Raw genomic sequence first — 25,787 nt, 5'->3', positions numbered from 1 at the left:
CGAACGGGATTATCAGGCGAACTGTCCTGCGCCACGACACGGCGGAGAAACCGGAACGGTATCCTGCAGACCCTCCCATTCCTTGATGGTGTAGGTATGTAATGCCAGAGCATGCACTTGGCCGGACAGTTCTTCTGAAAGCGTTGCGTAAATGGCCCGATGGCGACTCAGGAAACGCTCACCGGCAAAGCGATCGCTGACCAGTACTACCTTGAAATGACTCTCTGAACCTGCAGGAACATTATGCCGATAACTTTCATCGGTGACCTCAAGATAAAGCGGGTCGAACTCAGCCCTTAATTTTGCTTCTATTTGTTGTTCGCGAATCATTATCACCTCCTGACACCGGCAGCGCACAGCGGCCCACATTAAAATTTTAGCTTATTTTTTATTAAGTCACCGTAGGTGTACAGTAAAATTCTGCCCCAAGCGGCCGATATCCTCTCTGCTTACCGGAACCGATGAATAGAGGGCAGGCACAGGACGAGGCCGTACAGCTGAAGGTGAATAGCGTCTATCGGGCTAAAACCATCATAAATTAGCGTAATTCTGGTCTTCCCCCCGACAAGGGCAATGTTATGATGTGGCAAAATTACCCACCACCCGCCATGGATTGAGAAAGCGAATATGCTGAAAAAATTAATGATGCCCTTGTTTGCGGTTATAGTGCTGGCCGGCTGCGCCACCAAGAGTAATACCCTTGATATTACGCCCAAAATTGACTTGCCTCAGCAGGATCCATCGCTAATGGGCATCACTATCAGTATCAATGGCGCCGACCAGCGTTCGGATCAGGCGCTGGCCAAAGTCAATCGCGATGGACAACTGGAGACGCTGACCGCTACGCGCGATATCCGCTTCCTGCTGCAGGAAGTGCTGGAAAAACAGATGACCGCGCGCGGCTATATGGTGGGTCCTACCGGCGGAGTCGATCTGCAAATCGTGGTCGATCGTTTGTTTGCCGACGTGTCTGAGGGCAACGTTCGTTACAATATTACCACCCGCGCAGATATCTCCATCCTGGCTACGGCCAAAAACGGCAACAAGCAAGTGAAAAAGTACCAGTCGGTGTATAACATCCAGGGTCCTTTCACCGCCAGTAACAAAAAGATAACCGAAGCGGTCAACAACGTGCTGGGCGATGTCATCTCCGATATGGCCAAAGACACCAGCGTCAGTACGTTCATCAAAGAGAACGCGCGGTAATCTTGGCCGTCTGTTATGGACTGTCCGCCTGCAAGGGCGGACCATTGAAAAGCAGCTTATGTCACATCAATCGTTAAGCCTGGCGACGCTGGCGCAGCCGCGGTCGCTCATGTTACTTTGCCTTGGCTTTGCGTCCGGGTTGCCGCTGGCGTTGACCTCGGGCACGCTTCAGGCCTGGATGACCGTGGCCAACGTCGATTTGAAAACCATCGGCTTCTTTTCACTGGTAGGCCAGGCCTACGTCTTCAAATTCTTGTGGGCGCCGGTGATGGACCGCTATACCCCGCCCCTGCTTGGGCGGCGGCGCGGCTGGTTGGTGATTACCCAGTTGCTGCTGATTGTCGGCCTGGTGATCATGGGAACGCGCGATCCCTCAGCAGACCTGGTATGGCTTGCAGCGCTGGCAGTATGGGTCGCTTTCTGTTCCGCCTCCCAGGATATCGTTTTTGATGCCTATAAGACGGACCTGCTATCGGCTCAGGAGCGCGGCACCGGCGCGGCGGTGTCGGTGCTTGGCTATCGCATCGCGATGCTGGTGTCGGGAGGACTGGCGCTATGGCTTGCCGACCGACTGCTGGGCTGGCAAGCCACTTACTGGCTAATGGCCGGCCTGATGCTGATAGGTGTCCTGGCCGCTATCATCGCCCCCGAGCCTGAAAACGCCGTGCCGGTTCCGCGAAACCTCGAACAGGCGATAATCGCGCCGCTGAGGGACTTTTTCGGCCGCGATAATGCCTGGCTGATCCTGATGCTGATTATCCTTTACAAGCTGGGCGATGCATTTGCCTTAAGCCTCAGCACCACTTTCCTCATCCGGGAGGTGGGTTTTGCCGCCGGCGAAGTCGGTGTCGTCAACAAGACGCTCGGGCTGCTGGCGACCATTATCGGCACCCTGCTCGGCGGGTTGTTGATGGTAAGGATGTCGCTGTTTCGCGCACTGATGGTATTCGGTCTGCTGCAGGCGGCTTCCAATGCCGGCTACTGGGTACTGGCCATAACCGACAAAAATATCGTTACCATGGGCACGGCGATTTTCATGGAAAATCTGTGCGGCGGCATGGGGACGGCGGCGTTTGTTGCGCTGCTGATGACCTTGTGCAATAAATCGTTTTCTGCAACCCAGTTCGCCCTGCTGTCCGCCCTGGCGGCGATAGGCCGGGTGTATGTCGGTCCGGTGGCTGGCTGGTTCGTAGAGCTTCATGGCTGGGCATGGTTCTATCTGTTTTCAGTCATCGCCGCTCTGCCCGGGCTGGTGGTGCTGCAATTATGCAAGCGGACGCTGAGCTACACCCAGCAAACCGACAGCTTTTTGCGCCGCGGTCATTTCAGCGCCGCCTATCGCTGGAATCTGCGTTTGCTGCTGCTGGGGGCCGCTATGTTTGTCGCCGGTATCATCCTGGTGATCCTTGCGGCGCTTGACTGGATGGCCCCATTGCCGGTAGCCAGTTTCTTTTGGGAAAGCGGCGCAGTGTTGATGTCATTGAGTATACTGATAGGCTGTGGGTGTGACTATTTATCCATGGCCCGCTCACGGCGTATGTTGTGATTAGGGAAAGCCCCGGCTCACCGAGGGATTGAACGTTCACTGACTGCGCATTTTTTAAGGAATAGGACTCAAGGAGGAAATATTTCATCGCTTTCGCACAAAACATTTAATACGACGCAAGCGTGACAGTTTTGCCCAGCTACTATTTTGCAGAGGTCGTATTTGCCGCTTTGTTTTTTATTTGTCTCAAAATGATATTGTTTTGTTAACACAATGATACTGGCGGCCAGGCGTTATTCTTTCTGTATCAATTAAAAACGCCTTAAAGGTCATTTATCTCTAAGCCTTTGTCGCAAATAATATTTTGTCACCCTTTTGAACAGATGTGACATGAGTTGCAGAACGCGGAAACATGTTTCTGACAAAAGTTGATGCGTGTTTACAGTACTGCAACCTTCCCGTAAAATGCCCACACACAAGAAACGACATTAGAGCCCATTTTTTATTGAGGTCGGTAGATGAGACTCAGGAAATACAATAAGAGTTTGGGGATTTTGTCATTGATTACCGCCACTGCATTATTGAGTGGATGTGATATGGCATTAATGAATCCTAAAGGACAGATTGGACTGGAGCAACGTTCGCTAATACTGACTGCCTTAGGGCTGATGTTGATCGTGGTTATCCCGGCCATTGTCATGGCGGTAGTCTTTGCCATCAAATATCGCGCGTCGAATACCAAGGCAACGTACAGCCCAAACTGGTCACACTCCAACAAGGTGGAACTGGTGGTCTGGACCGTGCCCATTCTTATCATTATCTTCCTGGCAATCCTGACGTGGAAATCAACCCATGCCCTGGACCCGAGAAAACCCATCGAATCCGATGCCCCCACCATGACGATTCAGGTGGTGGCGATGGATTGGAAATGGCTGTTTATTTATCCTGAGCAGGGTATCGCCACGGTGAATGAAATCGCCTTTCCACAGCATGTGCCGGTCAAGTTCGAGATTACCTCCAACTCGGTTATGAACTCGTTCTTTATTCCCCGTTTAGGCGGTCAGCTTTACGCCATGGCCGGCATGAACTCCACGCTACACCTGATTGCCAATGAGCCGGGATCCTATAATGGCATCTCGTCGAACTTCAGCGGCAAAGGGTTCTCCGGCATGAAGTTTACCGCCATTGCCACCGAGGATCAGCAAGGGTTCGAACAGTGGGTCCAGAAGGCGAAATCGTCGCCTAACACCCTTACCACCATGGAAGCCTACGAACAGCTGGCAGCGCCGAGTGAATATCATCCGGTGGAATACTTCTCCAGCGTTAAACCTGATCTCTACCAATCTGTTATCGGCAAGTTCATGGGCAAGGGTAAAAGCATGGACATGACCCAGGAAGCGGGCATGGACATGAGTGAACACTCTCACGCGGGTACCGAGGAATAAAAACGATGTTCGGAAAATTAACGCTTGATGCGGTTCCGTACCACGAACCGATCATTATGATAACCCTGGCAGTTGTAGGCCTGTTGGGTATCGCCATTGTGGCGGCCCTGACCTATTACCGTAAATGGGAATATCTTTGGAAAGAATGGTTCACTTCGGTAGACCACAAGAAAATCGGCATCATGTATATCATCGTTGCCTTCGTGATGCTGCTGCGTGGCTTTGCCGATGCGGTGATGATGCGTTCACAGCAGGCGCTGGCCTCCGCCGGTGAAGCCGGTTTCCTGCCGCCTCACCATTATGACCAGGTGGTCACCGCACACGGCGTTATCATGATTATCTTCATGGCCACGCCTTTTGTGGTCGGCTTGATGAACCTGGCAGTGCCGCTGCAGATTGGTGCGCGTGACGTGGCCTATCCTTTCCTGAACTCACTGAGCTTCTGGTTCTTTGTCGTCGGCGTAGTGCTGATTAACATCTCGCTGGGCCTGGGAGAATTTGCTCAGACCGGCTGGGTTGCCTATCCGCCGCTTTCAGGCAAGGAGTACAGTCCCGGCGTCGGGGTAGACTACTGGATATGGAGTATCCAGATAGCCGGGATTGGTACTACCCTGACCGGGGTCAACTTCTTCGCCACTATCCTGCGCATGCGTGCGCCGGGCATGCCGATGATGAAGATGCCGGTATTTACCTGGGCGTCGCTGTGCACCAACGTGCTGATTATCGCTGCGTTCCCGATCCTGACCGTGACCATCGTTCTGCTGACGCTTGACCGCTACCTGGGTACCCATTTCTTCACCAACGACATGGGGGGCAACATGATGATGTATGTCAACCTGTTCTGGGCGTGGGGACATCCGGAAGTGTATATCCTGGTGCTGCCGGTGTTTGGCGTGTTCTCGGAAGTGGTCGCCACCTTCTCTAAAAAACGGCTGTTCGGCTATACCTCGCTGGTATGGGCAACCATTGCCATTACCGTGCTGTCGTTCTGCGTATGGCTGCACCACTTCTTTACCATGGGTTCCGGCGCCAACGTCAACGCCTTCTTCGGCATCATGACGATGATCATTGCTATCCCTACTGGCGTGAAAATCTTCAACTGGCTGTTCACCATGTACCAGGGCCGTATCGTCTTCAACTCGGCGATGCTCTGGACCGTTGGCTTCATCATCACCTTCTCCATCGGCGGGATGACCGGGGTACTGCTGGCAGTGCCGGGTGCTGACTTTGTCCTGCATAACAGCCTGTTCCTGATCGCGCATTTCCATAACGTAATTATCGGTGGCGTGGTGTTTGGCTGCTTCGCCGGCATGACCTACTGGTTCCCGAAAGCGTTCGGCTTCACGTTGGACGAAAAATGGGGCAAGCGCGCGTTCTGGTTCTGGATCATCGGTTTCTTCGTGGCCTTCATGCCGCTCTACGTATTGGGCTTCATGGGGATGACTCGCCGTCTCAGCCAGCAGATCGATCCGACTTTCCATACCATGCTGATGGTCGCTGCCGTAGGTGCCGCACTGATTGCCGTGGGCATTCTGTGTCAGGTCATCCAGATTGTCGTCAGTATCCGCGACCGTGAGAAAAACCGTGATATTACCGGTGACCCATGGGGCGCCCGTACGCTGGAATGGTCAACCTCTTCTCCCCCGCCGTTCTACAACTTCGCCCTGGTGCCTGAAGTTAAAGACCGCCGAGATGTGTTCTGGGAAATGAAAGAAGAAGGTTCCGCCTACCAGCAACCCAAGGCCTATGAGCAGATCCATATGCCGAAAAACACCGCTGCCGGTATTGTTATCGCGCTGTTCAGCCTGTTCTTCGGTTTTGCCATGATCTGGCATATCTGGTGGCTTGCCATTGCCGGTTTTGCAGGCATGATCATTACCTGGATAGTCCACAGCTTCAATCAGGACGTGGATTATTACGTGCCAGTGAGTGAAGTCGAAAAAATCGAAAATCGGCATTTTGAACAAATTAGTGAAGCGGGCCTGAATAATGTCAACTAACACTCTGTCTAAGCACGATCACCACGATACTGCCCATGCCGAGCACGGGCACCACGATACGGGAGCCACCAAGGTATTCGGCTTCTGGATCTATCTGATGAGCGACTGTATTTTGTTCGCTACGCTGTTCGCCACCTACGCCGTACTGGTGAATGGTGTCGCAGACGGTCCAACGGGCAAAGAGATCTTTGAACTGCCGTTTGTACTCGTAGAAACCTTCTTCCTGTTATTCAGCAGTATTACCTACGGCATGGCGATGCTTGCCATGAACAGGGGCAATAAAGGCCAGGTTAATACCTGGCTGGGTCTGACCTTCCTGTTCGGTCTCGGCTTTATTTGCATGGAAATCTATGAATTCCATCATCTGATAGTCGAAGGCTATGGTCCGGATCGCAGCGCCTTCCTGTCAGGCTTCTTTGCGCTGGTCGGCACCCATGGTCTGCACGTGACTTCCGGCCTGGTGTGGATCCTGGTGATGATGATCCAGGTTTCCCGTCGCGGTCTTACCCCGACTAACCAGACTCGACTGATGTGCCTGAGCCTGTTCTGGCATTTCCTTGACGTGGTATGGATTTGTGTCTTTACCGTGGTATATCTACTGGGGGCAATGTAATGAGTCATGATACTACCGGCCACGCCGGTGCCAGCCACGGCAGCCTGAAATCCTATCTGATCGGCTTTGTCTTGTCGGTTATCCTGACCCTGATTCCGTTCCTGATGGTGATGAACGGCAGCGCGTCTAAAGGGGTTCTGCTGGCGGTCCTGGTTATTTGTGCTGTTGTTCAGATAGTCGTTCATCTGATTTACTTCCTGCATCTTGATTCGTCATCAGAACAGCAGTGGAATCTGGTGGCGCTGATCTTTGCAGTATTAATCATCGCTATTCTTGTTGTGGGCTCCTTATGGATTATGTGGTACCTCAACTACAACTTGATGGGCCACTAAAAAGAGCGCAACGGTAATGATCAAGCAATACCTGCAAGTTACAAAACCGGGAATTATTTTTGGTAATTTAATTTCTGTCATCGGGGGATTTTTGCTGGCCTCAAAGGGCCACATTGATTACACCCTGTTTTTTGCCACCCTGGTCGGTGTATCGCTGGTGGTCGCTTCCGGTTGTGTTTTTAACAACTTTATCGATCGCGATATCGACAAGAAAATGGAAAGGACCAAGAACAGGGTCCTGGTGAAGGGATTAATTTCTCCGAAAGTCAGCCTGGTTTACGCAACCTCATTGGGTATTGCCGGCTTCGTCATGCTGTATATGGCAGCCAACCCGCTGGCGATGTGGCTGGCGGTGATGGGCTTTATTGTTTATGTCGGCATCTACAGCCTGTACATGAAACGTAAATCCGTCTACGGCACGCTGATAGGCAGTCTTTCAGGCGCTGCTCCGCCGGTCATTGGTTACTGTGCCGTCAGTAACCAGTTTGATACCGGAGCGCTTATTCTGCTGTTGATCTTCAGCCTGTGGCAGATGCCTCACTCTTATGCCATTGCCATTTTCCGCTTCAAGGATTATCAGGCAGCATCCATACCGGTGCTGCCGGTGAAGCGCGGCATATCGGTGACCAAGCACCATATCACCCTTTATATTATCGGGTTTATGGTGGCCACGCTGATGCTGACGCTAAGCGGCTATGCGGGTTATAAATACCTGATTGTTGCGGCCTCGGTCAGCGTGTGGTGGCTGGGTATGGCATTACAGGGCTATAAATCTGCTAATGACGATAAGGTATGGGCGCGCAAGCTGTTCATTTTCTCCATTGTCGCCATCACTTCGCTGAGCGTAATGATGTCAGTGGATTTTATGGTACCGGCGTCGAATAGCCTGCTGACCTACGTCTGGTAGATTCCAGCAGCAAGCCACATTTATATCAACCGGGCTCACGTCCCGGTTGATAGTTTCAGTTCCCCGCTTTCACTCCGTTTTTACCGTTAAACATTCAATTTACCCCCGGCGTGGATGGAATTAACATAACGCGGTCCGCACTATCGAGGTTTCAATGAACGACAACAAGATGACCGCAGTGGAGTATCGCGCAACCTGGGGTCTGGGTACTGTCTTTTCCTTACGCATGCTGGGCATGTTTATGGTTTTGCCGGTGCTGACTACCTATGGCATGGCGCTGCAGGGTGCCAGTGAAGCCCTGATAGGCCTGGCGATAGGTATATACGGATTGGCGCAAGCGGTTTTTCAGATTCCCTTCGGCTTACTGTCGGACAAGGTCGGCCGTAAGCCGCTTATCGTCGGCGGTTTGCTGGTGTTCGCTCTTGGCAGCGTTATCGCGGCGCTTACCGACAGTATCTGGGGTGTTATCCTCGGCCGCGCCCTGCAGGGATCCGGCGCTATCGCCGCCGCAGTAATGGCCCTGCTCTCAGACCTGACCCGCGAGCAGAACCGCACTAAAGCCATGGCGTTCATTGGCGTCAGTTTCGGCATTACCTTTGCCATCGCCATGGTGGCCGGACCCGTTATCACCCATGCCTTTGGCCTACAGGCCCTGTTCTGGGGGATTGCCCTGCTGGCACTGGCGGGAATCCTTATCACACTGACGCTGGTGCCGGATGCAGAGGACCATATCCTCAATCGCGAATCGGGTATCGTTAAAGGCAGTTTTCGCAAGGTGCTGGCCAATGGCCAATTGCTGAAACTGAATATCGGTATTTTTTGCCTGCACGCATTGTTGATGTCAAATTTTGTCGCCCTGCCGCCGATGCTGGAAAAGGCCGGATTGCTGGCAGCCGAACACTGGAAGGTGTATCTGGTGACGATGCTGATATCATTCGCCGCCGTCATCCCCTTTATCATTTACGCAGAGATAAAGCGGCAGATGCGCCGGGTATTTATCGGCTGTGTGGCTGTCCTGTTGCTGGCGGAAATCGTCTTCACCGGGGCAGGACTGCATCTTTGGTCACTTTATATCGGCCTGCAGCTGTTTTTCCTGGCATTCAATATCATGGAAGCCCTTCTTCCCTCCCTCATCAGCAAAATATCTCCTGCCGGTTTTAAAGGCACTGCCATGGGGGTCTACAGCACCAGCCAGTTCCTCGGCGTCGCTTTCGGCGGCATGCTGGGGGGCTGGCTGTTCCAGCTCGACGGGGCCAGAATGGTCTATATGGGCGGGGCAGCCATTACGCTTATCTGGCTGCTGATAAGCATCCGATTGCGCGAGCCGCCGTACGTCAGCAGCCTGCGCATCACCCTTTCAACCGACGCCGCGCAGGATACCACGCTGACTCAGCGTCTGCAGGCACAGCCGGGGGTGGTTGAAGTGGTGGTAGTCAAGGAAGAGTACAGCGCCTATGTGAAGGTAGATACCAAACTGACCAACCGCCAGCGACTCGAACAACTGGTTGCCGAGTGATACCTTCAAATTTATCGGTCAGACAGTGCGGGCAGATAGTCTGCGGATAAGTCGTCATGCCAGCATTGCCGGCGCAATAGCCGGACAGCTGCAATGATAACACCCGGCCTGATGGGCCGGGGGTGTCATATTTTCAGTCGCGAAAGTTGGTGTACTGGAAGGGCTGATCAAGTTCAGCGCTCTTAATTAAAGCAATGACGCCCTGCAGATCATCACGGGCTTTGCCGGTTACCCTCACCTGTTCGCCCTGGATCTGCGCCTGCACCTTGAGCTTGCTGTCCTTGATGAGTTTTACCAGCTTTTTGGCCTGCAGGGATTCAATGCCCTGCTTAAGCTTGGCTTCAGTGCTCCAGGTTTTACCGCTGTGCTCAAGATTGTCGGGCAACTCCAACGCCGCGCCTTCAATTCCTCGTTTGGCGAGCTTTTCCCGCAAGATTTCAATCAACTGCTGTACCTGGAATTCAGATTCGCTGAGCGCTTTGATAGTTTGATTTTTTTCATTCAGCTCAAAGCTCGCCAGCACGTTACGAAAGTCCCAGCGAGTACTGAGTTCACGGTTGGCGTTTTCCACCGCATTGCGAACTTCCTGCATATCAATTTCAGAAACGATGTCAAATGAGGGCATACTGTTACTCCGGATTCAATTTCAGGCCATGCTTTAAAGAGCATCATACCCGCTTGGTAACTGAGTTTCAAAATGCTATGTTTCCCGGCAACGACCGAATCGGCAGCAGTGATGCGGAGGTCTTTTTGGCGTATAAATAGCGTTTAAGTCTATAATGACTCATTAACCCTTACGATGGACTTAATACGGCTCATCCCATATAAAGGTTAGGACATGAATATTACTGTTCTCGGGTGCGGTTCGCTGGGCCAATTATGGCTTTCGGCGCTGCACTATCAAGGGCATAACGTGCAAGGCTGGCTGCGGGTGCCTCAGCAGGTCTGCCACGTTGACGTTCAGACCGTCGAAGGTGAACACGTACGCTATCAACTGCCGGCGAACAATGCGGCACATCTGGGCAAAAGTCATTTTCTGCTGGTAACCCTGAAGGCCTGGCAGGTTTCGGGCGCGGTCAGGACTCTGCTTCCCCAGCTCAAACCCGATTGCACCATTATATTACTGCACAACGGACTGGGTACGCGGGAAGAACTGCCCGCCATCAGTCAGCCGATCATTCAAGGGACAACGACCCATGCCGCCTATCGCGATGCTCACGGCAGGATCATCCATGTAGCCAACGGCACTACCCGTATCGGTGCCGCCACGGCCAATGCCCAGTCACTGAGCTATCTGGCCGAAGTCCTGCATGACGCCCTGCCCGATGTTGCCTGGCACAACAATATTGCCGCCTCCTGCTGGATAAAACTGGCGGCCAATAGCGTACTGAACCCGCTGTCGGTTAAATATGACTGCGTCAATGGCCAGGTAGCCCGCTATCAGACAGAAATTGAGGCGCTGTGCCGAGAAGCGGCGATGGTCATGGATCGTGAGGGATACCATACTTCATATGAAAGCCTGTTGTTTTTTATCGGCCAGATCATCGCCGCCACGGCGAAAAACACCTCGTCAATGCTGCAGGATATCAGAGCCCAGCGGCATACCGAGATTGATTACATCAATGGTTTTCTGTTGCGCCGGGCGCGGGCTCATGGGCTCTGCCTGCCCGAAAACCAGCGGCTGTATGAGATAATCAAACGTAAGGAGGATAGCTATGAGCGTAACAGCACTGGTTTGTCTGGCGAATGGTAGCGAAGAAACGGAAGCCGTTACGGTTGTTGACTTGCTGGCGCGGGCGGGGATAGCGGTAACGTTAGCGAGTGTCAATCCCGACGGTAACCTGCAGGTAATCTGTTCCCGCGGGGTAACCCTGCTGGCGGATGTTTCGCTGGCATCGGTTAGCGGACAGACTTTTGATGTCATCGTGCTGCCCGGCGGGCTTAAAGGCGCTGAAGCATTCGGCGACAGCCAACTGCTGGTAGACACCCTTGCCGCTCACCACCGCTCCGAACGATTAGTCGCAGCGATTTGTGCCGCGCCGGCGCTGGTGCTTATCCGGCATGACCTCTTTCCCAAGGCGAAAATAACCGGCTTCCCCGGACTGAAAGAACGTATCCCGGCCGATTGCTGGCAAGGGCGGCGCACCGTTTATGAGCCCCGTTATAATCTGCTGACCAGCCAGGGACCTGCCACCGCCATCGATTTTGCCCTCCATATCATCAGCCTGCTGATAACGAGAGAAAAGGCGGCAGAGGTTGCCGCCCAGTTGGTGTTGCCCGAGGGTATCGATGATTATCGCCAGCCATCAGTTCAGGGGCGGTAGACCTTCACATTGTTAAAACCCTGTTCGCGCAGATAAAGCGCCTGGAGTCGGCTCATTACGCCGCGATCGCAATAGAGAAGGTAAGATTTGCTCTGGTCCAGGTCGCCGAACTGGCTACTCAGTTTGTAAAACGGCAGGCACTGTACCTGAACGTTATCCAGCGTCAGGGGGCTGGCGTCCTGCTCGTCAACCGAGCGAATATCCAGCACAATATCCTGTTCCGTGAATCCGGCTACCGTTTCGACTTCCACTAGGTCCTGGCGGGTCTGCTCCAGGATCTCGCGGATATCAATACATTCCGCCTGGGCAACGGCGTTTTCAAGCACGCTGAAATCAAAATGCGTTTCTTCTTTTTCTATCCTTGCCTTAACGGCTTTTACCGTCGGGCTCTTGGAAATCACCCCACAGTATTCCGGCATGGTCTTGGCAAACTCTTCGGTACCAATCGACCGGGCCATAGTGATAATGTGTTCTTTATCGTGAGAAATCAGCGGCCGCAGTACCAGCGTGTCCGAGGCATTGTCGATCAGACGCAGATTGGTCAGGGTCTGGCTCGATACCTGGCCCAGAGCTTCACCGGTGACCAGCGCCTGGATACCGAAGCGCTCGGCCATCTGGGAAGCGGCCCGCACCATCATGCGTTTAAGCACCACGCCCATTTGGCCGTCGTCTACCTTTTCGAGAATTTCCGACACCACCGCCGCGAAATCGATCGAAATAAACCGAACCCGATGGGAACTGCCATAGCGATTCCATAAATGCTGGGCAACCTGTCTGACGCCGATTTCGTGGGCGGCACCGCCCAGATTGAAGAAGCAGTAATGCACCCGGCAGCCGCGACGCATCAGCATATAGCTGGAGACGCCCGAATCAAAACCGCCGGAAATCAGCGACAGTACATCTTCCTGGGTACCGATCGGGAAGCCGCCGATGCCCTCATAACGGCCGGTTACCAGCAACAACCGATCGTTTTCTATCTCCAGCAGTACCGTTTCTTCCGGCTTGGTTAATTTTACGCGGGTGGCGGCGACATGTTGATTCAATCCGCCGCCAACATAGCGTTCGACGTCCTGGGAGGAAAAGGGATGGGTACCGCGACGCTTTACACGCACACAAAACGTTTTACCGACCAGCCGATCATGATTGAGCGCCAGGGTCTGCTCATAGATGTCATGCATGTCGGTCCAGGGCCGGTCTTCGACCGCCAGGATATGATGAATACCGGGGATGCGCGTCAGGCTGTCGCGGATGATCTGGTGCTGGGACTCATCGCGGGTACGCACTTCGATGTGATCCCAATGCCGAACGACCGCCAGCGATTCATCCAAATGCTTCAGGATGTTACGGATATTACTGGTAAGAATTTTTATAAAGCGCAATCTGACGGATTGACTCTTTATAGTGATTTCCGGGAACAATTTGATGATAAACTTCATGGCGATCGTCGTTTTTAATCTTAAAAGGGTAACGTATTGGAACACGTTATATATAATGAGGTATCGGTATCCCGGCGGCGGCTCGCGGGATAGCGCATATCAGTCGAGCCGCGAAGTATAACACCATATTCGGTGATGCTGAGGCTCAATTTGCTTATCATCGCACTCTGGGCTAACGTTGGCGGTTTCATCCCAAGCCACGATATACCCTGTTGAAAAAATATTATGCCAAAAAAAGCTGAACAACCCGCCAGTTTCGAAACTGCACTTAAAGAATTGGAATCTATCGTCACCCGCCTTGAGTCCGGCGAACTGCCTCTTGAAGAGGCGCTGAATGAATTTGAGCATGGCGTCCAGTTAGCCCGTCAGGGTCAATTAACGCTGCAGCAGGCCGAACAGCGGGTGCAGATCCTGCTTAATGATGGCGAAAACGCGCCGCTGGCGCCTTTTACCCCGGACAGTGAATGATCATGTCGGACTTTTTGCAGCAGCTTGATGACAGCCATCATCGGGTCGATGCCGCGCTGGAGCATTATCTCGGCAGACTGAGCCACAACGGCGAGCCGCTGGCACAAGCGATGCGCTACGGTGCGTTACTAGGCGGTAAACGTCTGCGGCCGTTTCTGGTCTACCAGACCGGTAGATTGTTCGGCGTCAGTGACGACAGTCTGGATGTGCCGGCCGCCGCGGTCGAATGTATTCACGCCTATTCATTGATTCATGACGATTTACCCGCCATGGACGACGATGATCTGCGGCGCGGGAGGCCGACCTGCCATATCAAATTCGGCGAAACTACCGCTATTCTGGCGGGCGACGCGCTGCAGACCCTGGCCTTCTCCATCCTGGCCGATGGCGCTATGCCTGCGGTCGACGACCGGGACCGCATTGCGATGATTTCAGCGTTGGCCAGTGCCAGCGGTGCTGAGGGCATGTGCCTGGGGCAGGTTCTTGATCTGGCGGCTGAGGGACATCAGGTGGGTCTCGATGCGCTGGAAGAGGTCCATCGTCATAAAACCGGCGCGTTGATTAGCGCCGCCGTAGTGTTGGGCGCCCTGGCCGCCGGCGAGCCCGGCCGTCAAGCGATGCCGCATCTGATGCGCTATGCATCAGCGATCGGCCTGGCATTTCAGGTCCAGGACGATATTCTGGACGTGGTGGGCGACTCAAGCACTACCGGCAAACGCCAGGGCGCCGATCAGCAGTTGGGCAAGAGTACCTATCCCGCGCTGCTGGGACTGGATATGGCCCGAGCAAAAGCACGTGACCTTTATCAGGAATCTCTGGCTTCTTTAGAATGTATCTCCACGCTGGGTTATGATACCTCTGCATTGATATCGCTGGCGCGCTACATCATTGAACGAGATAAATAAGCACAGCGGTTTTTAACATCCCCGATACGAGCACCCGATGAGCCTTGATATAACGAAATACCCGACATTGGCACTGGCTGATACACCGATTGAGCTGCGGCAGTTGCCAAAAGAAAGTTTGCCAGCGCTTTGCGATGAGCTCCGGACCTTCCTGCTGGAAAGCGTAAGTCGTTCCAGCGGCCATTTCGCATCGGGATTAGGAACCGTTGAGCTGACTGTTGCCCTGCACTATGTATACAACACACCATTTGATCATCTGATTTGGGATGTAGGCCACCAGGCTTATCCTCACAAAATTCTGACCGGGAGGCGGGATCGCATCTCGACCATCCGCCAGAAAGACGGGCTCCATCCGTTTCCATGGCGCGAGGAAAGCGAATATGACGTATTGTCCGTCGGCCATTCCTCTACATCGATAAGTGCTGGCCTGGGCATGGCGGTGGCGGCGGAGCACGAAGGCAAAGGCCGTCGCACGGTCTGCGTCATCGGCGACGGCGCCATTACGGCCGGCATGGCGTTTGAAGCCATGAACCATGCAGGCGATATCAAGTCCGATCTGCTGGTGGTGCTTAACGATAATGAGATGTCGATCTCTGAGAACGTCGGTGCCCTGAATAATCACCTGGCACAGATCCTTTCCGGCAAACTCTATTCGACCTTGCGCGAAGGCGGTAAAAAGGTGCTGTCCGGCATCCCGCCGATCAAGGAACTGGTCAAGCGCACCGAAGAACATATCAAAGGCATGGTGGTGCCTGGCACCCTGTTCGAAGAACTGGGATTCAATTATATCGGACCGGTGGACGGTCATGACGTCCACGGCCTGGTTCAGACCCTGAAGAACATGCGCGGCATGAAGGGTCCGCAATTTTTGCACATCATGACCAAGAAAGGCCGCGGCTATGCCCCGGCGGAAAAAGATCCTATCGGCTGGCATGCAGTACCCAAATTTGACCCGATCATCGGCACCCTGCCCAAGAGCGCCGGCGGTCTGCCGACCTTTTCAGCGGTGTTCGGCCAATGGCTGTGCGAAACCGCCGCCAAAGATACCCGCCTGATGGCAATCACTCCTGCCATGCGCGAAGGCTCAGGCATGGTCGCCTTTTCTCGGCAGTTCCCGCGACAGTATTTCGATGTGGCCATTGCCGAACAGCATGCGGTCACCTTTGCCGCCGGACTGGCGATTGGCGGCTATAAGCCGGTAGTGGCGATCTATTCCACCTTCCTGCAGCGTGCTTATGATCAGTTGATCCATGATGTGGCGATCCAGAAAGCGCCGGTACTGTTCGCCATCGATCGCGGCGGCATCGTCGGCGCGGACGGTCAAACCCATCAGGGCGCGTTTGACTTTTCATTCCTGCGCTGTATTCCGGGGATGGTTGTCATGGCGCCGAGTGATGAAAACGAGTGCCGCCAGATGCTGCATACTGGCTATCATTACCAGGATGGTCCCTCGGCGGTGCGTTATCCGCGCGGCACCGGCACCGGCGCCGCGCTGGCGCCTCTTGAGTGCCTGCCGCTTGGCAAGGGCGTGGTGCTGCGGCAGGGAAACACCATTGCGATCCTCAATTTCGGCACGCTGCTGCCCCAAGCCCGCCAGGCGGCAGACCAGCTTGATGCGACGCTTGTGGACATGCGCTTCGTCAAGCCGCTGGATACCGCGCTGATTACCGAGCTGGCAGCCGGCCATGATGCCCTGGTTACCCTGGAAGAAAATGCGGTTATCGGCGGTGCCGGCAGTGGAGTGAATGAGTTCCTGATGCTTAAGCGCATCGCCGTGCCGGTGCTGAATATCGGCCTACCGGATCGATTTATCTCTCAGGGATCGCAGCAGGAAATCCGCGCCGATCTGGGACTGGATGCCGCCGGTATTGAGCGCCGCATCACCCAATGGCTGGCATGATTTGCGCCGCCAGCCGGCATAACCAGCTCAGCTCAGCATTAACGCTCAGCCCATCTCGTTTCAGGAGATAACCATGGAATATACGACACTCGGTACCACCGATCTTCGAATTTCCCGCCTTTGTCTCGGCTGTATGACATTCGGCGATCCGGTGCGCGGCAACCATGCCTGGACCTTACCCGAAGACAGCTCCCGTAAGCTTGTTCGCCTGGCGCTGGAATCCGGCATCAATTTTTTTGACACCGCCAACAGTTATTCCGACGGCAGCAGCGAAGAAATCGTCGGCAAGGCGCTTAGCGATTTTGCTCGGCGCGAAGATATCGTCCTGGCGACCAAAGTCTACTTCCCGATGAGTAACCTTGGTAAAGGACTGTCGCGAAAAAATATTCTGCAGTCTATCGATGACAGCCTTACCCGGCTGGGCACCGACTATGTCGATTTACTGCAGATCCATCGCTGGGATTACGACACGCCGCTGGAGGAGACCCTGGCTGCGCTGGATGAGGTGGTCAAATCAGGCAAGGCACGCCATATCGGCGCCTCATCCATGTATGCCTGGCAGTTCGCCCGCGCCTTGTACACTGCCGATTTGCATGGCTGGAGCCGTTTTGTCAGCATGCAGGATCAGTACAACCTGATTCAGCGTGAAGAAGAGCGCGAGATGCATCCCCTATGCCAGGCGGAAAACATTGCCGTGCTGCCCTGGAGCCCGCTTGCCCGCGGCCGCCTCACCCGCCCATGGGGAGAGACCACCGCCCGCACTGTCTCCGATGAAGTAGGCAAAAAGCTTTACGATCACTCGACCGAAACGGACAGCAAGATTGCCGAACGGGTGGCAGTCATTGCCGACAGGAAGGGTATTTCACGGGCACAGGTGGCATTAGCCTGGATGTTGTCCAAGCCTGCGGTCACCGCACCGATCATCGGCGCCTCGCGCGCCGAACAGTTTACGGATTTGGTCGCCGCGGTTGATGTGACCCTTGAGCCGGAAGAGATTGCCGAACTGGAATCGCCGTACCAGCCCCATCACATCACCGGATTTGATTAATCAATGCCCTCCCCTGATCGGCGTCCGGCCAGGGGAAAAGGCACAGCGGATCAGAACAGCGGCCAGTGGTGACCGACCAGATAGATAATACCGGCGGACAGGATGCCGGCGACCACATCATCGATCATTATCCCCATTCCGCCCTGCACATTACGATCAAACCAGCGTATCGGCCAAGGCTTCCAGATATCCAGGATCCGGAACAGCACAAAACCGGCGGCCACCCATTGCCATTCATTGACCGGCAGCGCCATCAGCGTTATCCACATACCGACAAATTCATCCCAGACAATGCAGCCATGGTCATGAACGCCCATATCGGCAGCGGTCTGGTGGCAGAAGAATACGCCCATGCAGATGGCAAACATGACCAACAGTGAATAAACCTGCCAGGGTGCCTGAATAAGCAGGCACCAAACCGGAATTGCCGCCAGCGAACCGGCGGTACCGGGCATCCAGGGAAACATGCCGCTGCCAAAACCGGTTGCCAGAAAATGCCAAGGATTGGTCAGCCTGACCCGGCTTTTCCCGGCCGCCATATCCACTATTGCCATGTATTATTCCCTGAAATGATCATAACCGAGCCAGATATTTTCAACCGGCCGATTGTTGCTGATAAACTGAATGCCTTCGCTTTTCGGCCCGATCTGTCCGATACAGGTAAAATCCGCTCCCGTATGACCGAGCGCGACATCCAGTGCCCCACGGTTGATCTCCGGCACGGTAAAGCACAGCTCGTAATCTTCTCCCCCCGCCAGTGCCCATTGCAAAGACTGTTCCATGGAGGTCTGGCGCAGCAGCGCCGCGGAACGGGGAATTTCGTCGAGGAACAGTCGAGCGCCGCAATCGCTGCGTTTCAGGATGTGCTGAAGATCGGCTATCACGCCATCGGAGAGATCAATGGCGGAACTTGCCAGCTTGCGCAGCGCCTGACCCTGCAAGATACGGGGCTGCGGCCTGAGATGCCGGGACAGCAGATAATCACGATCGGCCTTCTCCGCCACCGTGAGCCGGTCCTGCAGGATAGCCAGACCGGCGGCGCTGTCACCCAGCGTTCCGGTGACGTAAATCCAGTCGCCGATACGGGCGCCGGAACGCGTAAGCGCACTGCCTGCAGGAATCAGCCCCTGGATAGTCAGCGTCAGGCTAAGCGGCCCGCGGGTCGTATCGCCGCCGATCAGTTGCATACCGTAATAATTAAGCAGATCAAACAAGCTGTCACTGAAGGCCGCCAGCCAGGGTTCGTTGACTTCCGGCAGAGTCAGCGCCAGCGAAAGCCAGGCCGGATCGGCGCCCATGGCCGCCAGATCGCTCAAGTTTACTGCCAGAGATTTATAGCCAAGATCGGCGGGTGAGATATCCGGCAAAAAATGGATCCCGGATACCAGTGTATCGGTGCTGACTGCGATCAGTTTTTTTTCATCAACCGACAGCAGAGCACAATCATCTCCGATGCCAACGGCTACATCACGGCGTACACTACGAACGCGATCAAAGTAGCGGGCAATCAGATCAAATTCGCCACATGCCATAACCTGTCCACATAGTTTTATTGACGCCTTGGCATCGAATACGATGCCAGGCGAGGGAGATAAGGCCCGGCCAGCGCGGCCTGGTCTGTTTAACGTTACTTTCTGTTGGGGCGAATATGAGGTGCGGCTTTATCCAGTACGCCGTTGACAAATTTGTGACTCTCTTCAGCACCGAAGGTTTTCGCCAGTTCGATCGCTTCGTTGATCGCCACTTTGTAAGGCACATCCAGGCGTTTGCTTAATTCATACAACGCCAGACGCAGGATAGCCCTTTCAACATGGCCCAGCTCATCGAGCTGGCGTGAAAGGAAAGGCGCCATCAGCTTATCAAGCTCCGCTGCGTGTGTCGCCGTGCCGGTATAAAGCTCACGAAAATAAGCGACATCAACATCTTTAACATCCTGTTCCGCCAGGAACTCAACTTCGATGTCAGCAATGTCATTATGAGATAACTGCCATGAGTAAAGCGCCTGGACGGCACATTCACGGGCACGGCGACGAGCGGCAGGTTTCACGAATTTCCCCTTTACTTACGCTTTGATAGCTTTCAGTACGTTAATCATTTCAAGCGCGGTCAGAGCAGCTTCCGCACCCTTGTTACCGGCTTTGGTGCCGGCACGTTCAATTGCCTGTTCAATGCTTTCAGTGGTCAGGACGCCGAAGGCCACCGGCAGTTCACTGCTCATGGCGACGCTTGACAAACCAGAGCTGCACTCACCGGCAACATATTCAAAATGGGCGGTGCCGCCACGGATAACCGTGCCCAGCGCAACCACAGCGTCGTATTTTTTGCTGTTGGCCAGCGCACGGGTCACCAACGGCAACTCATAGGCGCCGGGCACCCAAACCACAGTGATGTTGTCTTCTTTTACCTGACCAATGCGCTTCAGGGCATCGATAGCGCCTTCAAGCAGGCTGTCATTGATAAAGTGATTGAAGCGCGCAATGGCAATAGCGATGCGGGCATCAGGAGTAGCGACAACACCTTCAATTACGTTCATGGCTTTCCTTCAAATGGCAAAATGGCTGTAATGGCCCCACGAGGGGGCGGATTCTAACATATTCCTTCGACTGCTGCGCGGGCCAATTAGTGCCCATCCTCAGGTTTAAGCCGCAGGCGGATATCCGGCCCGACGCGGCGCAGGTCGGTAATGCTGAATGCAGGCGCATCCGCTAGACATTCCAGGCCCGGCAGGACACAAAGCCCACGCGCAGTATCGCCCAAGAGCCTGGGCGCCATGTAGAGAATGAGTTCATCCACCAGGCCGGCGTTGAGCAGCGCGCCGGCAAGTGAAGCGCCGGCTTCTACCCAGACGGAATTGATCTGGCGGCGGGACAGCTGCATCATCAGCGCCACCAAATCGATGCCCGGCGCCGGACCGGCACCGGCCGGCAGGATCAGTTGCTCCACGCCGGCAGGCCATGCCTGTTGGTCCGCCGTTAGCCGGGCAAGCCAGGTTTGTCCGTCCTGCGCCACCAGCCGATGGGCCGGGGTCACCCGGTTCTGGCTGTCGACAATGACCCGTACCGGTTGACGGAGCGAGTCCCTGGGATACGCCGCCTGAACACTTTCTGGCAATCCGTCCCAGCGCACATTCAACGCGGGATCGTCGGCCACTATCGTCGCCCCGCTGGAAAGTATCGCCCCGCAGAGGGCCCGGAAGTGCTGCACGTCGCGACGCGCCTCGGGCGAGGTAATCCACTGGCTTTCACCGGATGCCATCGCCGTTCGGCCGTCGAGTGAGGCCGCCATTTTCAGCTGGATAAATGGGATGCCGGTACGCATGCGTTTCAGAAAGCCCGGATTGACCGCTTCGGCCTCGGTGAGCATCAGATTATGGCTTACCTCAATCCCGGCTTGCCGCAGCCGATGCAGTCCGCTGCCGGCAACCTGGGGATTGGGATCCTGCATCGCCACCACTACCCGTGCTATGCCGGCGGCAATCAGCGCATCCGCACAGGGGGGGGTCCGGCCATGATGGCTGCAGGGTTCCAGAGTGACATAGGCGGTTGCGCCGCGGGCCGCTTCGCCGGCCATGCGTAAAGCATGCACTTCCGCGTGTGGCTCGCCGGCGCGCAGGTGGAAACCCTCGCCGACAATCCGACCTTGCTGGACAATCACGCAGCCGACATTAGGGTTAGGTGCGGTGGTAAATTGTCCCCGTCGGGCCAGTTCGAACGCGCGCGACAGATAAAACTCATCGGGCTGGTGCATCCAGAATCCTTGATTATTTGTCCTGGAGCCGGGCAATTTCCTCGCCGAACTCGCGGATATCTTCAAAACTGCGGTAAACCGAAGCAAAACGGATATAGGCGACTTTATCCAGTTTTTTCAGCGCGTCCATGACCAGGTTGCCAATCATTTTGCTGGCAACCTCCCTTTCGCCTGTCGCCCGCAACTGAGATTTGATGTGGTTTATCGCCATTTCAACGTCATCGGCTTTGACCGGCCTTTTTTCAAGCGCCTTGAGAAAACCGCTGCGCAGCTTGTCCTCATTGAAAGGCTCGCGCACATCGTTACTCTTGATCACTCGCGGCAACACCAGTTCAGCCACTTCAAACGTGGTGAATCTTTCATTGCAAAGCACGCACTGGCGGCGGCGGCGCACCTGGGTGCCTTCCCCCACCAGGCGGGAATCGATAACCTTGGTATCCACGGCAGAACAAAAAGGGCAATGCATAAAGGTCCCTGACAGGCTGATAGGCAAAAATCCAGTTTAACGCGAACGACGCCGACAACAAAGCAGCATCCCCCACAGAGGGAATATAACCCGCTGTTTACCCCCTTGACCCCATGACTTTCATCAGGTTAAAGGCTAAGCTTTTACTCACCGCTTACCCACAGGAAATGCTTGCCATGACAACCGGTTATCGTACAGTTTGTACTCTCCTCGCCCTGGCGATGCTGTCAGGATGCGCGTCATCAACCGATAAGGAGTTGCCGCAACTCAAAAATCAAGTCAGCAAACTCAACCAGCAGCTGCAATATCTGAATGATCAAGCATCGGCTCTGCTGCTGCAAAATACCCTCAATGAACAGTCGACCACCGGCGTTTACCTGTACCCCGCCGCACAGACCGCCGCCAGAGTCGACAGCGATGCCGGTAAACTTCAGGTTTCCCTTGGCCGGGTAGAGCCTGAAGCCAATGGTGCCCGGGCATTGCTGCACATCCGAACCGCCGACGCGACCGCCCTGCAGTCGCTGAATGCCGTCGTCGACTGGGGACAAATCGACCCCACTTCCGGCAAGCCGCTGACTGTCGATACGCTTAGCCAGCCTATCTCGGTGCCGGCGTCGCTGCTGGGGCGATCCGAAGCCACGGTTGAACTGCGCCTCAGCGGGTTGACGCCTGAACAGGTGGGCTATATCCGCCTGCACGATATCACCCGCCAGTCACCGGTTAACCCCCCTTCCCCGGATGCGACCAAGCCGCGCGATCAGCAGTAACCGCTGCGTCGTCAGGTACGCTGCTGGCGATAGCCGGAACGTGGGGCTGACGGGTACAGGTCGCTGCCAAGGCAGTCAGCGAAACGAAAAAGTCCCGGGATCCGCTAGCCGATCCCGGGACTGAGGTTTCAGCCTGACGCGGTGTACCGCTGGAGGGCGATAACATTATCCCTGCCGACCACAACGGCGGACGACATCATATCGCCTGCGTCACCGCGATAGTCACTTGATATCGACCTGATAGAAGATATGTTTACCGAACGGATCAATTTCATAACCGCTGACTTCTTTGCGCACCGGCTCGAATATCGTCGAATGCGCGATCATCACTGCCGGCGCCTGTTCATGCATAATCACCTGGGCCTGCTGGTAGAGCGCGGTACGTTCGCCTTGATCGCTGACGGTCCGCGCCTGCTGGATTAGGTCGTCAAAAGGCTTATAACACCATTTGGACGAGTTGGAACCGCCATTGGCCGAGGTACAGCTGAACAGCGGTCCGAAAAAGTTGTCTGGATCACCTGTCGCCGTCGTCCAGCCCATTAAGGCTGCCTGATGTTCGCCGCTCTTGACCCGGGTCAGGTATTCGCCCCACTCATAGGTTACCACCTTGGCCTTGACGCCAATCCGCGCCCAATCCGCCTGGATCATTTCCGCCATGCGGCGGGCGTTCGGATTATAGGGGCGCTGGACCGGCATCGCCCATAAATCGATGGTAAATCCTTCAGCCATGCCGGCCTCTTTCAGCAGCGATTTCGCCTTTTCCGGGTCATAAGGATAATCCGTCAAATCCTTATCGGCACTCCATACGTCCGGCGGCAGCAGGTTTTTGGCTGCAATGCCGGTCCCCTGGAATACCGCCTCAATGATCGCCGGTTTATTGATTGCCATTGTCAGCGCCTGACGAACTTTCACCTTATCCAACGGCGCTTTCTGGGTATTGAAGGCCAGGAAACCAATGTTCAACCCAGCCTTTTGCTGCAGGTTGATATCGGGATTGTCACGCATACGCGGCAGATCAGCCGGATTGGGGAACGGCATTACCTGGCATTCATTCTTTTCGAGCTTGGCCAGACGGGTGGACGCATCTGGCGTTATCGAAAACACCAGGCGATCGATGTTGGCCTTGCCGGCCCAGTAGTCAGGGAAAGCCTTATACAAAATGCGTGAGTCCTTCTGGTACTGAACCAGTTGGAATGGGCCGGTGCCGACCGGCTCGCGATCCACTTTTTCAGGCGTACCGGCTTTAAGCATCTTATCGGCATATTCAGCCGATAGGATTGAGGCAAAATACCAAGCCAGATCGGCCAGGAAAGGCGCTTCCGCATGGGCAAGGGTAAAACGCACGGTATGCGAGTCCAGCTTATCGATAGCGGTGATAAGCGAGCCGAACTCCAGGCTGTCAAAGTTGGTATAGGCGCCGCCGGAAACCTTATGGTAAGGATGGGCCGGATCTTTTTGGCGCATAAAGGAGAAAACCACATCATCGGCATCGAAATCCCGGCTGGGGGTAAAATTCTTATTGCTGTGGATCTTTACCCCTTTGCGCAAGTGAAACGTATAGACCTTTCCGTCATCGCTGATATCCCAACGCTCGGCCAGGCTTGGCACCAGTTCAGTGGTACCCACTTTGAAATCGACCAATCGGTTATACAGTGGCACTGCACTGGAATCAACGCTGGTGCCGGAGGTATAAATCTGCGGATTGAAATTCTCCGGCGACCCCTCTGAACAATACACCAACGTTTTTGCCGCTACCGACGAGGACGCGGCTACCGCCAGCGCTGCAAGGGTATATCTGAACAGCCGCATTTTCATGGCTAACAATCCTATACAAAGTGACCCATCAATACGTCGAGGATATCGACCCGGAGATAAGGTTTACCTGACGGCAAACGTAAAAAAAAAACAACCAATCATCCTATTAATAACCTTCACTATTATGTAGCTTAAAGATAATTGCAAAAGATTAATAAAAGGAATCTGTATGACTGACGCTCTGAGCGCTCAATTGACCTCCCGCTTTTTTCGCTACCTCTCGGTAACCAGCCAGAGTGATCCTGCGGCCACTCGCCTTCCCAGCACCCCTGGTCAGCAGGTGCTGGCGCAAATGCTGGCCGACGAACTGGCCACACTCGGTCTGGAGGAGATACAGATAGATGACCGTGCGACCGTGACCGCAGTTAAACGCGGCAATGTCGCCGGCGCGCCGCGCATTGGCTTCATTACCCATATCGATACCGTCGACGTCGGCCTGTCAGCCGATATTCATCCTCAGGTACTGACCTTCAGCGGTCAGGATCTGTGCCTCAATCCGGCCCAGGATATCTGGCTGCGGGTAGAAGAACATCCTGAAATCAAGGCCTACGCCGGCCAGCAGATTATTTTCAGCGACGGCACCAGCGTGCTGGGTGCGGACAATAAGGCAGCGGTCACGGTGGTGATGACAGTACTGGAGAATATCAGCGCCGATATGCAGCACGGCGATATCGTCGTCGCGTTTGTACCGGATGAAGAAATTGGCCTGCGCGGTGCCAAAGCCCTGGACCTGAAGCGGTTTGACGTCGATTTCGCCTGGACTATCGACTGCTGTGAACTGGGGGAAGTGGTGTATGAAAACTTCAATGCCGCAGCGGCGAATATTGTCTTTACCGGCGTCCCCGCGCATCCGATGTCGGCTAAAAACGTGCTGGTCAATCCACTGCTGATGGCCCATGACTTCATCAGTCAGTTTGACCGCCGGCAAACGCCAGAGCATACCGAGGGGCGAGAAGGCTATATCTGGTTCAATGGGCTTAGCGCCGATGCCAATAAGGCTCGTCTGAATGTCTCGATCCGCGATTTTTTTCTGGACAGTTTTGCCGCACGCAAACAACAGCTGACTGAAACGGCACAACAGATTGCCGCCGCTTATCCGACCGGCCGGGTGGAATGCACCATTACCGACACCTATAGCAATATCAGTAATGCCATCGGCGAGGATCGCCGGGCGGTTGATTTGATTTTTGCCGCTATGTCGCAGGTCGGCGTGACGCCTAAGGTTACCCCGATGCGCGGCGGCACTGACGGCGCTGCCCTATCAGCTAAAGGGCTGTTGACGCCCAACTTTTTTACCGGCGCACATAATTTCCATTCGCCGTTCGAGTTCCTGCCGATACCTTCTTTTGTCAAATCGTATGAAGTCGCCCTGGCCCTCTGCCTACTGGCCGCCCGGAATCGATAAT

26 protein-coding genes are annotated in these 25,787 nt (G+C 54.8%); 16 read left to right on the top strand and 10 right to left on the bottom strand.

What is annotated here, in order from left to right:
* Positions 1 to 12 precede the first annotated feature (12 nt).
* Positions 13 to 333: a transcriptional regulator BolA gene (bolA, locus tag EDC52_RS14700; protein WP_131866312.1), complete on the bottom strand. Its 321-nt coding sequence runs from the start codon at positions 331 to 333 to the stop codon at positions 13 to 15.
* A 294-nt stretch (positions 334 to 627) separates the two neighbouring features.
* On the opposite strand from bolA, the gene EDC52_RS14695 reads away from it, so the two are divergent.
* The 8 genes from EDC52_RS14695 to EDC52_RS14660 all read left to right on the top strand — a co-directional run bounded on the left by EDC52_RS14695 (position 628) and on the right by EDC52_RS14660 (position 9,505).
* The gene (locus EDC52_RS14695) at positions 628 to 1,206 is read left to right on the top strand and encodes a lipoprotein (protein WP_131866175.1); all 579 of its coding nucleotides are present in this window, start codon (positions 628 to 630) and stop codon (positions 1,204 to 1,206) included.
* A 58-nt stretch (positions 1,207 to 1,264) separates the two neighbouring features.
* Positions 1,265 to 2,752 (top strand): muropeptide MFS transporter AmpG, encoded by a 1,488-nt coding sequence (ampG, locus tag EDC52_RS14690; protein ID WP_131866173.1) that lies wholly within the window; start codon positions 1,265 to 1,267, stop codon positions 2,750 to 2,752.
* 458 nt (positions 2,753 to 3,210) lie between these two features.
* Positions 3,211 to 4,137 carry a cytochrome o ubiquinol oxidase subunit II gene (cyoA, locus tag EDC52_RS14685; protein WP_131866172.1) on the top strand — a complete coding sequence of 309 codons (927 nt, stop codon included), beginning with the start codon at positions 3,211 to 3,213 and terminating at the stop codon, positions 4,135 to 4,137.
* 5 nt (positions 4,138 to 4,142) lie between these two features.
* A complete protein-coding gene (cyoB, locus tag EDC52_RS14680; RefSeq protein WP_131866170.1) occupies positions 4,143 to 6,137 on the top strand; it encodes a cytochrome o ubiquinol oxidase subunit I in 1,995 nt (664 codons plus the stop codon).
* Positions 6,127 to 6,750 (top strand): cytochrome o ubiquinol oxidase subunit III, encoded by a 624-nt coding sequence (locus EDC52_RS14675; RefSeq protein WP_131866168.1) that lies wholly within the window; start codon positions 6,127 to 6,129, stop codon positions 6,748 to 6,750. Before cyoB ends, EDC52_RS14675 begins: the two co-directional genes overlap by 11 nt.
* Complete coding sequence (locus tag EDC52_RS14670) at positions 6,750 to 7,082, top strand: cytochrome o ubiquinol oxidase subunit IV (protein WP_131866167.1); 333 nt, start codon at positions 6,750 to 6,752, stop codon at positions 7,080 to 7,082. Before EDC52_RS14675 ends, EDC52_RS14670 begins: the two co-directional genes overlap by 1 nt.
* A 16-nt stretch (positions 7,083 to 7,098) precedes the next feature.
* The gene (cyoE, locus tag EDC52_RS14665) at positions 7,099 to 7,989 is read left to right on the top strand and encodes a heme o synthase (RefSeq protein WP_131866165.1); all 891 of its coding nucleotides are present in this window, start codon (positions 7,099 to 7,101) and stop codon (positions 7,987 to 7,989) included.
* Positions 7,990 to 8,143: 154 nt separating this feature from the next.
* Positions 8,144 to 9,505: an MFS transporter gene (locus tag EDC52_RS14660; protein ID WP_131866163.1), complete on the top strand. Its 1,362-nt coding sequence runs from the start codon at positions 8,144 to 8,146 to the stop codon at positions 9,503 to 9,505.
* 133 nt (positions 9,506 to 9,638) lie between these two features.
* On the opposite strand, the gene EDC52_RS14655 is transcribed toward EDC52_RS14660, so the two are convergent.
* Entirely contained in the window at positions 9,639 to 10,130 is a 492-nt protein-coding gene (locus EDC52_RS14655) for a YajQ family cyclic di-GMP-binding protein (protein ID WP_131866161.1), read from the bottom strand.
* 213 nt (positions 10,131 to 10,343) lie between these two features.
* Here EDC52_RS14655 and panE point away from each other — a divergent pair, with 213 nt between their 5' ends.
* Together panE and yajL are read left to right on the top strand one after the other, a co-directional pair.
* Positions 10,344 to 11,258 (top strand): 2-dehydropantoate 2-reductase, encoded by a 915-nt coding sequence (gene panE / locus EDC52_RS14650; protein WP_131866159.1) that lies wholly within the window; start codon positions 10,344 to 10,346, stop codon positions 11,256 to 11,258.
* Positions 11,221 to 11,829, top strand: a complete 609-nt coding sequence (yajL, locus tag EDC52_RS14645; protein ID WP_131866157.1) for a protein deglycase YajL — start codon at positions 11,221 to 11,223, stop codon at positions 11,827 to 11,829. Before panE ends, yajL begins: the two co-directional genes overlap by 38 nt.
* On the opposite strand, the gene thiI is transcribed toward yajL, so the two are convergent.
* Positions 11,817 to 13,265, bottom strand: a complete 1,449-nt coding sequence (gene thiI, locus EDC52_RS14640) for a tRNA uracil 4-sulfurtransferase ThiI (protein ID WP_131866155.1) — start codon at positions 13,263 to 13,265, stop codon at positions 11,817 to 11,819. The two genes, yajL and thiI, sit on opposite strands and share 13 nt — an antisense overlap.
* 225 nt (positions 13,266 to 13,490) lie before the next feature.
* Here thiI and xseB point away from each other — a divergent pair, with 225 nt between their 5' ends.
* The 4 genes from xseB to EDC52_RS14620 all read left to right on the top strand — a co-directional run bounded on the left by xseB (position 13,491) and on the right by EDC52_RS14620 (position 17,586).
* A complete protein-coding gene (gene xseB / locus EDC52_RS14635) occupies positions 13,491 to 13,733 on the top strand; it encodes an exodeoxyribonuclease VII small subunit (protein WP_131866153.1) in 243 nt (80 codons plus the stop codon).
* 2 nt (positions 13,734 to 13,735) lie between these two features.
* On the top strand, positions 13,736 to 14,638 hold the full coding sequence (ispA, locus tag EDC52_RS14630; RefSeq protein WP_131866151.1) for a (2E,6E)-farnesyl diphosphate synthase: 903 nt from the start codon (positions 13,736 to 13,738) through the stop codon (positions 14,636 to 14,638).
* Between the two features lie 37 nt (positions 14,639 to 14,675).
* The gene (gene dxs / locus EDC52_RS14625; protein WP_131866149.1) at positions 14,676 to 16,538 is read left to right on the top strand and encodes a 1-deoxy-D-xylulose-5-phosphate synthase; all 1,863 of its coding nucleotides are present in this window, start codon (positions 14,676 to 14,678) and stop codon (positions 16,536 to 16,538) included.
* Positions 16,539 to 16,611: 73 nt separating this feature from the next.
* Positions 16,612 to 17,586 (top strand): aldo/keto reductase, encoded by a 975-nt coding sequence (locus EDC52_RS14620; RefSeq protein ID WP_131866147.1) that lies wholly within the window; start codon positions 16,612 to 16,614, stop codon positions 17,584 to 17,586.
* A gap of 50 nt (positions 17,587 to 17,636) precedes the next feature.
* Here the strand turns inward: EDC52_RS14620 and pgpA are convergent, their stop codons facing one another.
* The 6 genes from pgpA to nrdR form a co-directional block, all read right to left on the bottom strand.
* Positions 17,637 to 18,140 carry a phosphatidylglycerophosphatase A gene (gene pgpA / locus EDC52_RS14615; protein ID WP_196237772.1) on the bottom strand — a complete coding sequence of 168 codons (504 nt, stop codon included), beginning with the start codon at positions 18,138 to 18,140 and terminating at the stop codon, positions 17,637 to 17,639.
* 3 nt (positions 18,141 to 18,143) lie between these two features.
* Positions 18,144 to 19,118 carry a thiamine-phosphate kinase gene (gene thiL / locus EDC52_RS14610; protein WP_131866145.1) on the bottom strand — a complete coding sequence of 325 codons (975 nt, stop codon included), beginning with the start codon at positions 19,116 to 19,118 and terminating at the stop codon, positions 18,144 to 18,146.
* 95 nt (positions 19,119 to 19,213) lie between these two features.
* Positions 19,214 to 19,633, bottom strand: a complete 420-nt coding sequence (gene nusB, locus EDC52_RS14605; protein WP_131866143.1) for a transcription antitermination factor NusB — start codon at positions 19,631 to 19,633, stop codon at positions 19,214 to 19,216.
* Between the two features lie 15 nt (positions 19,634 to 19,648).
* A complete protein-coding gene (ribH, locus tag EDC52_RS14600) occupies positions 19,649 to 20,119 on the bottom strand; it encodes a 6,7-dimethyl-8-ribityllumazine synthase (protein ID WP_131866141.1) in 471 nt (156 codons plus the stop codon).
* 86 nt (positions 20,120 to 20,205) lie between these two features.
* The gene (gene ribD, locus EDC52_RS14595; RefSeq protein WP_131866139.1) at positions 20,206 to 21,333 is read right to left on the bottom strand and encodes a bifunctional diaminohydroxyphosphoribosylaminopyrimidine deaminase/5-amino-6-(5-phosphoribosylamino)uracil reductase RibD; all 1,128 of its coding nucleotides are present in this window, start codon (positions 21,331 to 21,333) and stop codon (positions 20,206 to 20,208) included.
* A 13-nt stretch (positions 21,334 to 21,346) separates the two neighbouring features.
* Positions 21,347 to 21,799, bottom strand: a complete 453-nt coding sequence (gene nrdR, locus EDC52_RS14590; protein WP_131866137.1) for a transcriptional regulator NrdR — start codon at positions 21,797 to 21,799, stop codon at positions 21,347 to 21,349.
* A 176-nt stretch (positions 21,800 to 21,975) separates the two neighbouring features.
* On the opposite strand from nrdR, the gene EDC52_RS14585 reads away from it, so the two are divergent.
* Entirely contained in the window at positions 21,976 to 22,566 is a 591-nt protein-coding gene (locus tag EDC52_RS14585) for a SadB/YajI family lipoprotein (RefSeq protein WP_131866135.1), read from the top strand.
* Positions 22,567 to 22,788: 222 nt separating this feature from the next.
* On the opposite strand, the gene EDC52_RS14580 is transcribed toward EDC52_RS14585, so the two are convergent.
* Positions 22,789 to 24,381 (bottom strand): ABC transporter substrate-binding protein, encoded by a 1,593-nt coding sequence (locus EDC52_RS14580; RefSeq protein ID WP_131866133.1) that lies wholly within the window; start codon positions 24,379 to 24,381, stop codon positions 22,789 to 22,791.
* 169 nt (positions 24,382 to 24,550) lie between these two features.
* Between EDC52_RS14580 and pepT the strand changes: the two genes are divergently transcribed.
* Positions 24,551 to 25,786 (top strand): peptidase T, encoded by a 1,236-nt coding sequence (gene pepT / locus EDC52_RS14575; RefSeq protein ID WP_131866131.1) that lies wholly within the window; start codon positions 24,551 to 24,553, stop codon positions 25,784 to 25,786.
* Position 25,787 lies beyond the last annotated feature (1 nt).

Origin of the sequence: Biostraticola tofi (assembly GCF_004343195.1) — a bacterium.
In the GTDB taxonomy this organism is placed as follows: Bacteria; Pseudomonadota; Gammaproteobacteria; order Enterobacterales; family Enterobacteriaceae; genus Biostraticola; species Biostraticola tofi.
This window is presented reverse-complemented; position numbering and strand designations above follow the sequence as displayed.

Bases quoted from the DNA above. Each gene is read 5' to 3' on its own strand.
- EDC52_RS14695 (WP_131866175.1), top strand. From the start codon at position 628: ATGCTGAAAAAATTAATGATGCCCTTGTTTGCGGTTATAGTGCTGGCC.
- ampG (WP_131866173.1), top strand. From the start codon at position 1,265: ATGTCACATCAATCGTTAAGCCTGGCGACGCTGGCGCAGCCGCGGTCG.
- cyoA (WP_131866172.1), top strand. From the start codon at position 3,211: ATGAGACTCAGGAAATACAATAAGAGTTTGGGGATTTTGTCATTGATT.
- cyoB (WP_131866170.1), top strand. From the start codon at position 4,143: ATGTTCGGAAAATTAACGCTTGATGCGGTTCCGTACCACGAACCGATC.
- EDC52_RS14675 (WP_131866168.1), top strand. From the start codon at position 6,127: ATGTCAACTAACACTCTGTCTAAGCACGATCACCACGATACTGCCCAT.
- EDC52_RS14670 (WP_131866167.1), top strand. From the start codon at position 6,750: ATGAGTCATGATACTACCGGCCACGCCGGTGCCAGCCACGGCAGCCTG.
- cyoE (WP_131866165.1), top strand. From the start codon at position 7,099: ATGATCAAGCAATACCTGCAAGTTACAAAACCGGGAATTATTTTTGGT.
- EDC52_RS14660 (WP_131866163.1), top strand. From the start codon at position 8,144: ATGAACGACAACAAGATGACCGCAGTGGAGTATCGCGCAACCTGGGGT.
- EDC52_RS14655 (WP_131866161.1), bottom strand. From the start codon at position 10,130: ATGCCCTCATTTGACATCGTTTCTGAAATTGATATGCAGGAAGTTCGC.
- panE (WP_131866159.1), top strand. From the start codon at position 10,344: ATGAATATTACTGTTCTCGGGTGCGGTTCGCTGGGCCAATTATGGCTT.
- yajL (WP_131866157.1), top strand. From the start codon at position 11,221: ATGAGCGTAACAGCACTGGTTTGTCTGGCGAATGGTAGCGAAGAAACG.
- thiI (WP_131866155.1), bottom strand. From the start codon at position 13,265: ATGAAGTTTATCATCAAATTGTTCCCGGAAATCACTATAAAGAGTCAA.
- xseB (WP_131866153.1), top strand. From the start codon at position 13,491: ATGCCAAAAAAAGCTGAACAACCCGCCAGTTTCGAAACTGCACTTAAA.
- ispA (WP_131866151.1), top strand. From the start codon at position 13,736: ATGTCGGACTTTTTGCAGCAGCTTGATGACAGCCATCATCGGGTCGAT.
- dxs (WP_131866149.1), top strand. From the start codon at position 14,676: ATGAGCCTTGATATAACGAAATACCCGACATTGGCACTGGCTGATACA.
- EDC52_RS14620 (WP_131866147.1), top strand. From the start codon at position 16,612: ATGGAATATACGACACTCGGTACCACCGATCTTCGAATTTCCCGCCTT.
- pgpA (WP_196237772.1), bottom strand. From the start codon at position 18,140: ATGGCAATAGTGGATATGGCGGCCGGGAAAAGCCGGGTCAGGCTGACC.
- thiL (WP_131866145.1), bottom strand. From the start codon at position 19,118: ATGGCATGTGGCGAATTTGATCTGATTGCCCGCTACTTTGATCGCGTT.
- ribH (WP_131866141.1), bottom strand. From the start codon at position 20,119: ATGAACGTAATTGAAGGTGTTGTCGCTACTCCTGATGCCCGCATCGCT.
- ribD (WP_131866139.1), bottom strand. From the start codon at position 21,333: ATGCACCAGCCCGATGAGTTTTATCTGTCGCGCGCGTTCGAACTGGCC.
- nrdR (WP_131866137.1), bottom strand. From the start codon at position 21,799: ATGCATTGCCCTTTTTGTTCTGCCGTGGATACCAAGGTTATCGATTCC.
- EDC52_RS14585 (WP_131866135.1), top strand. From the start codon at position 21,976: ATGACAACCGGTTATCGTACAGTTTGTACTCTCCTCGCCCTGGCGATG.
- EDC52_RS14580 (WP_131866133.1), bottom strand. From the start codon at position 24,381: ATGAAAATGCGGCTGTTCAGATATACCCTTGCAGCGCTGGCGGTAGCC.
- pepT (WP_131866131.1), top strand. From the start codon at position 24,551: ATGACTGACGCTCTGAGCGCTCAATTGACCTCCCGCTTTTTTCGCTAC.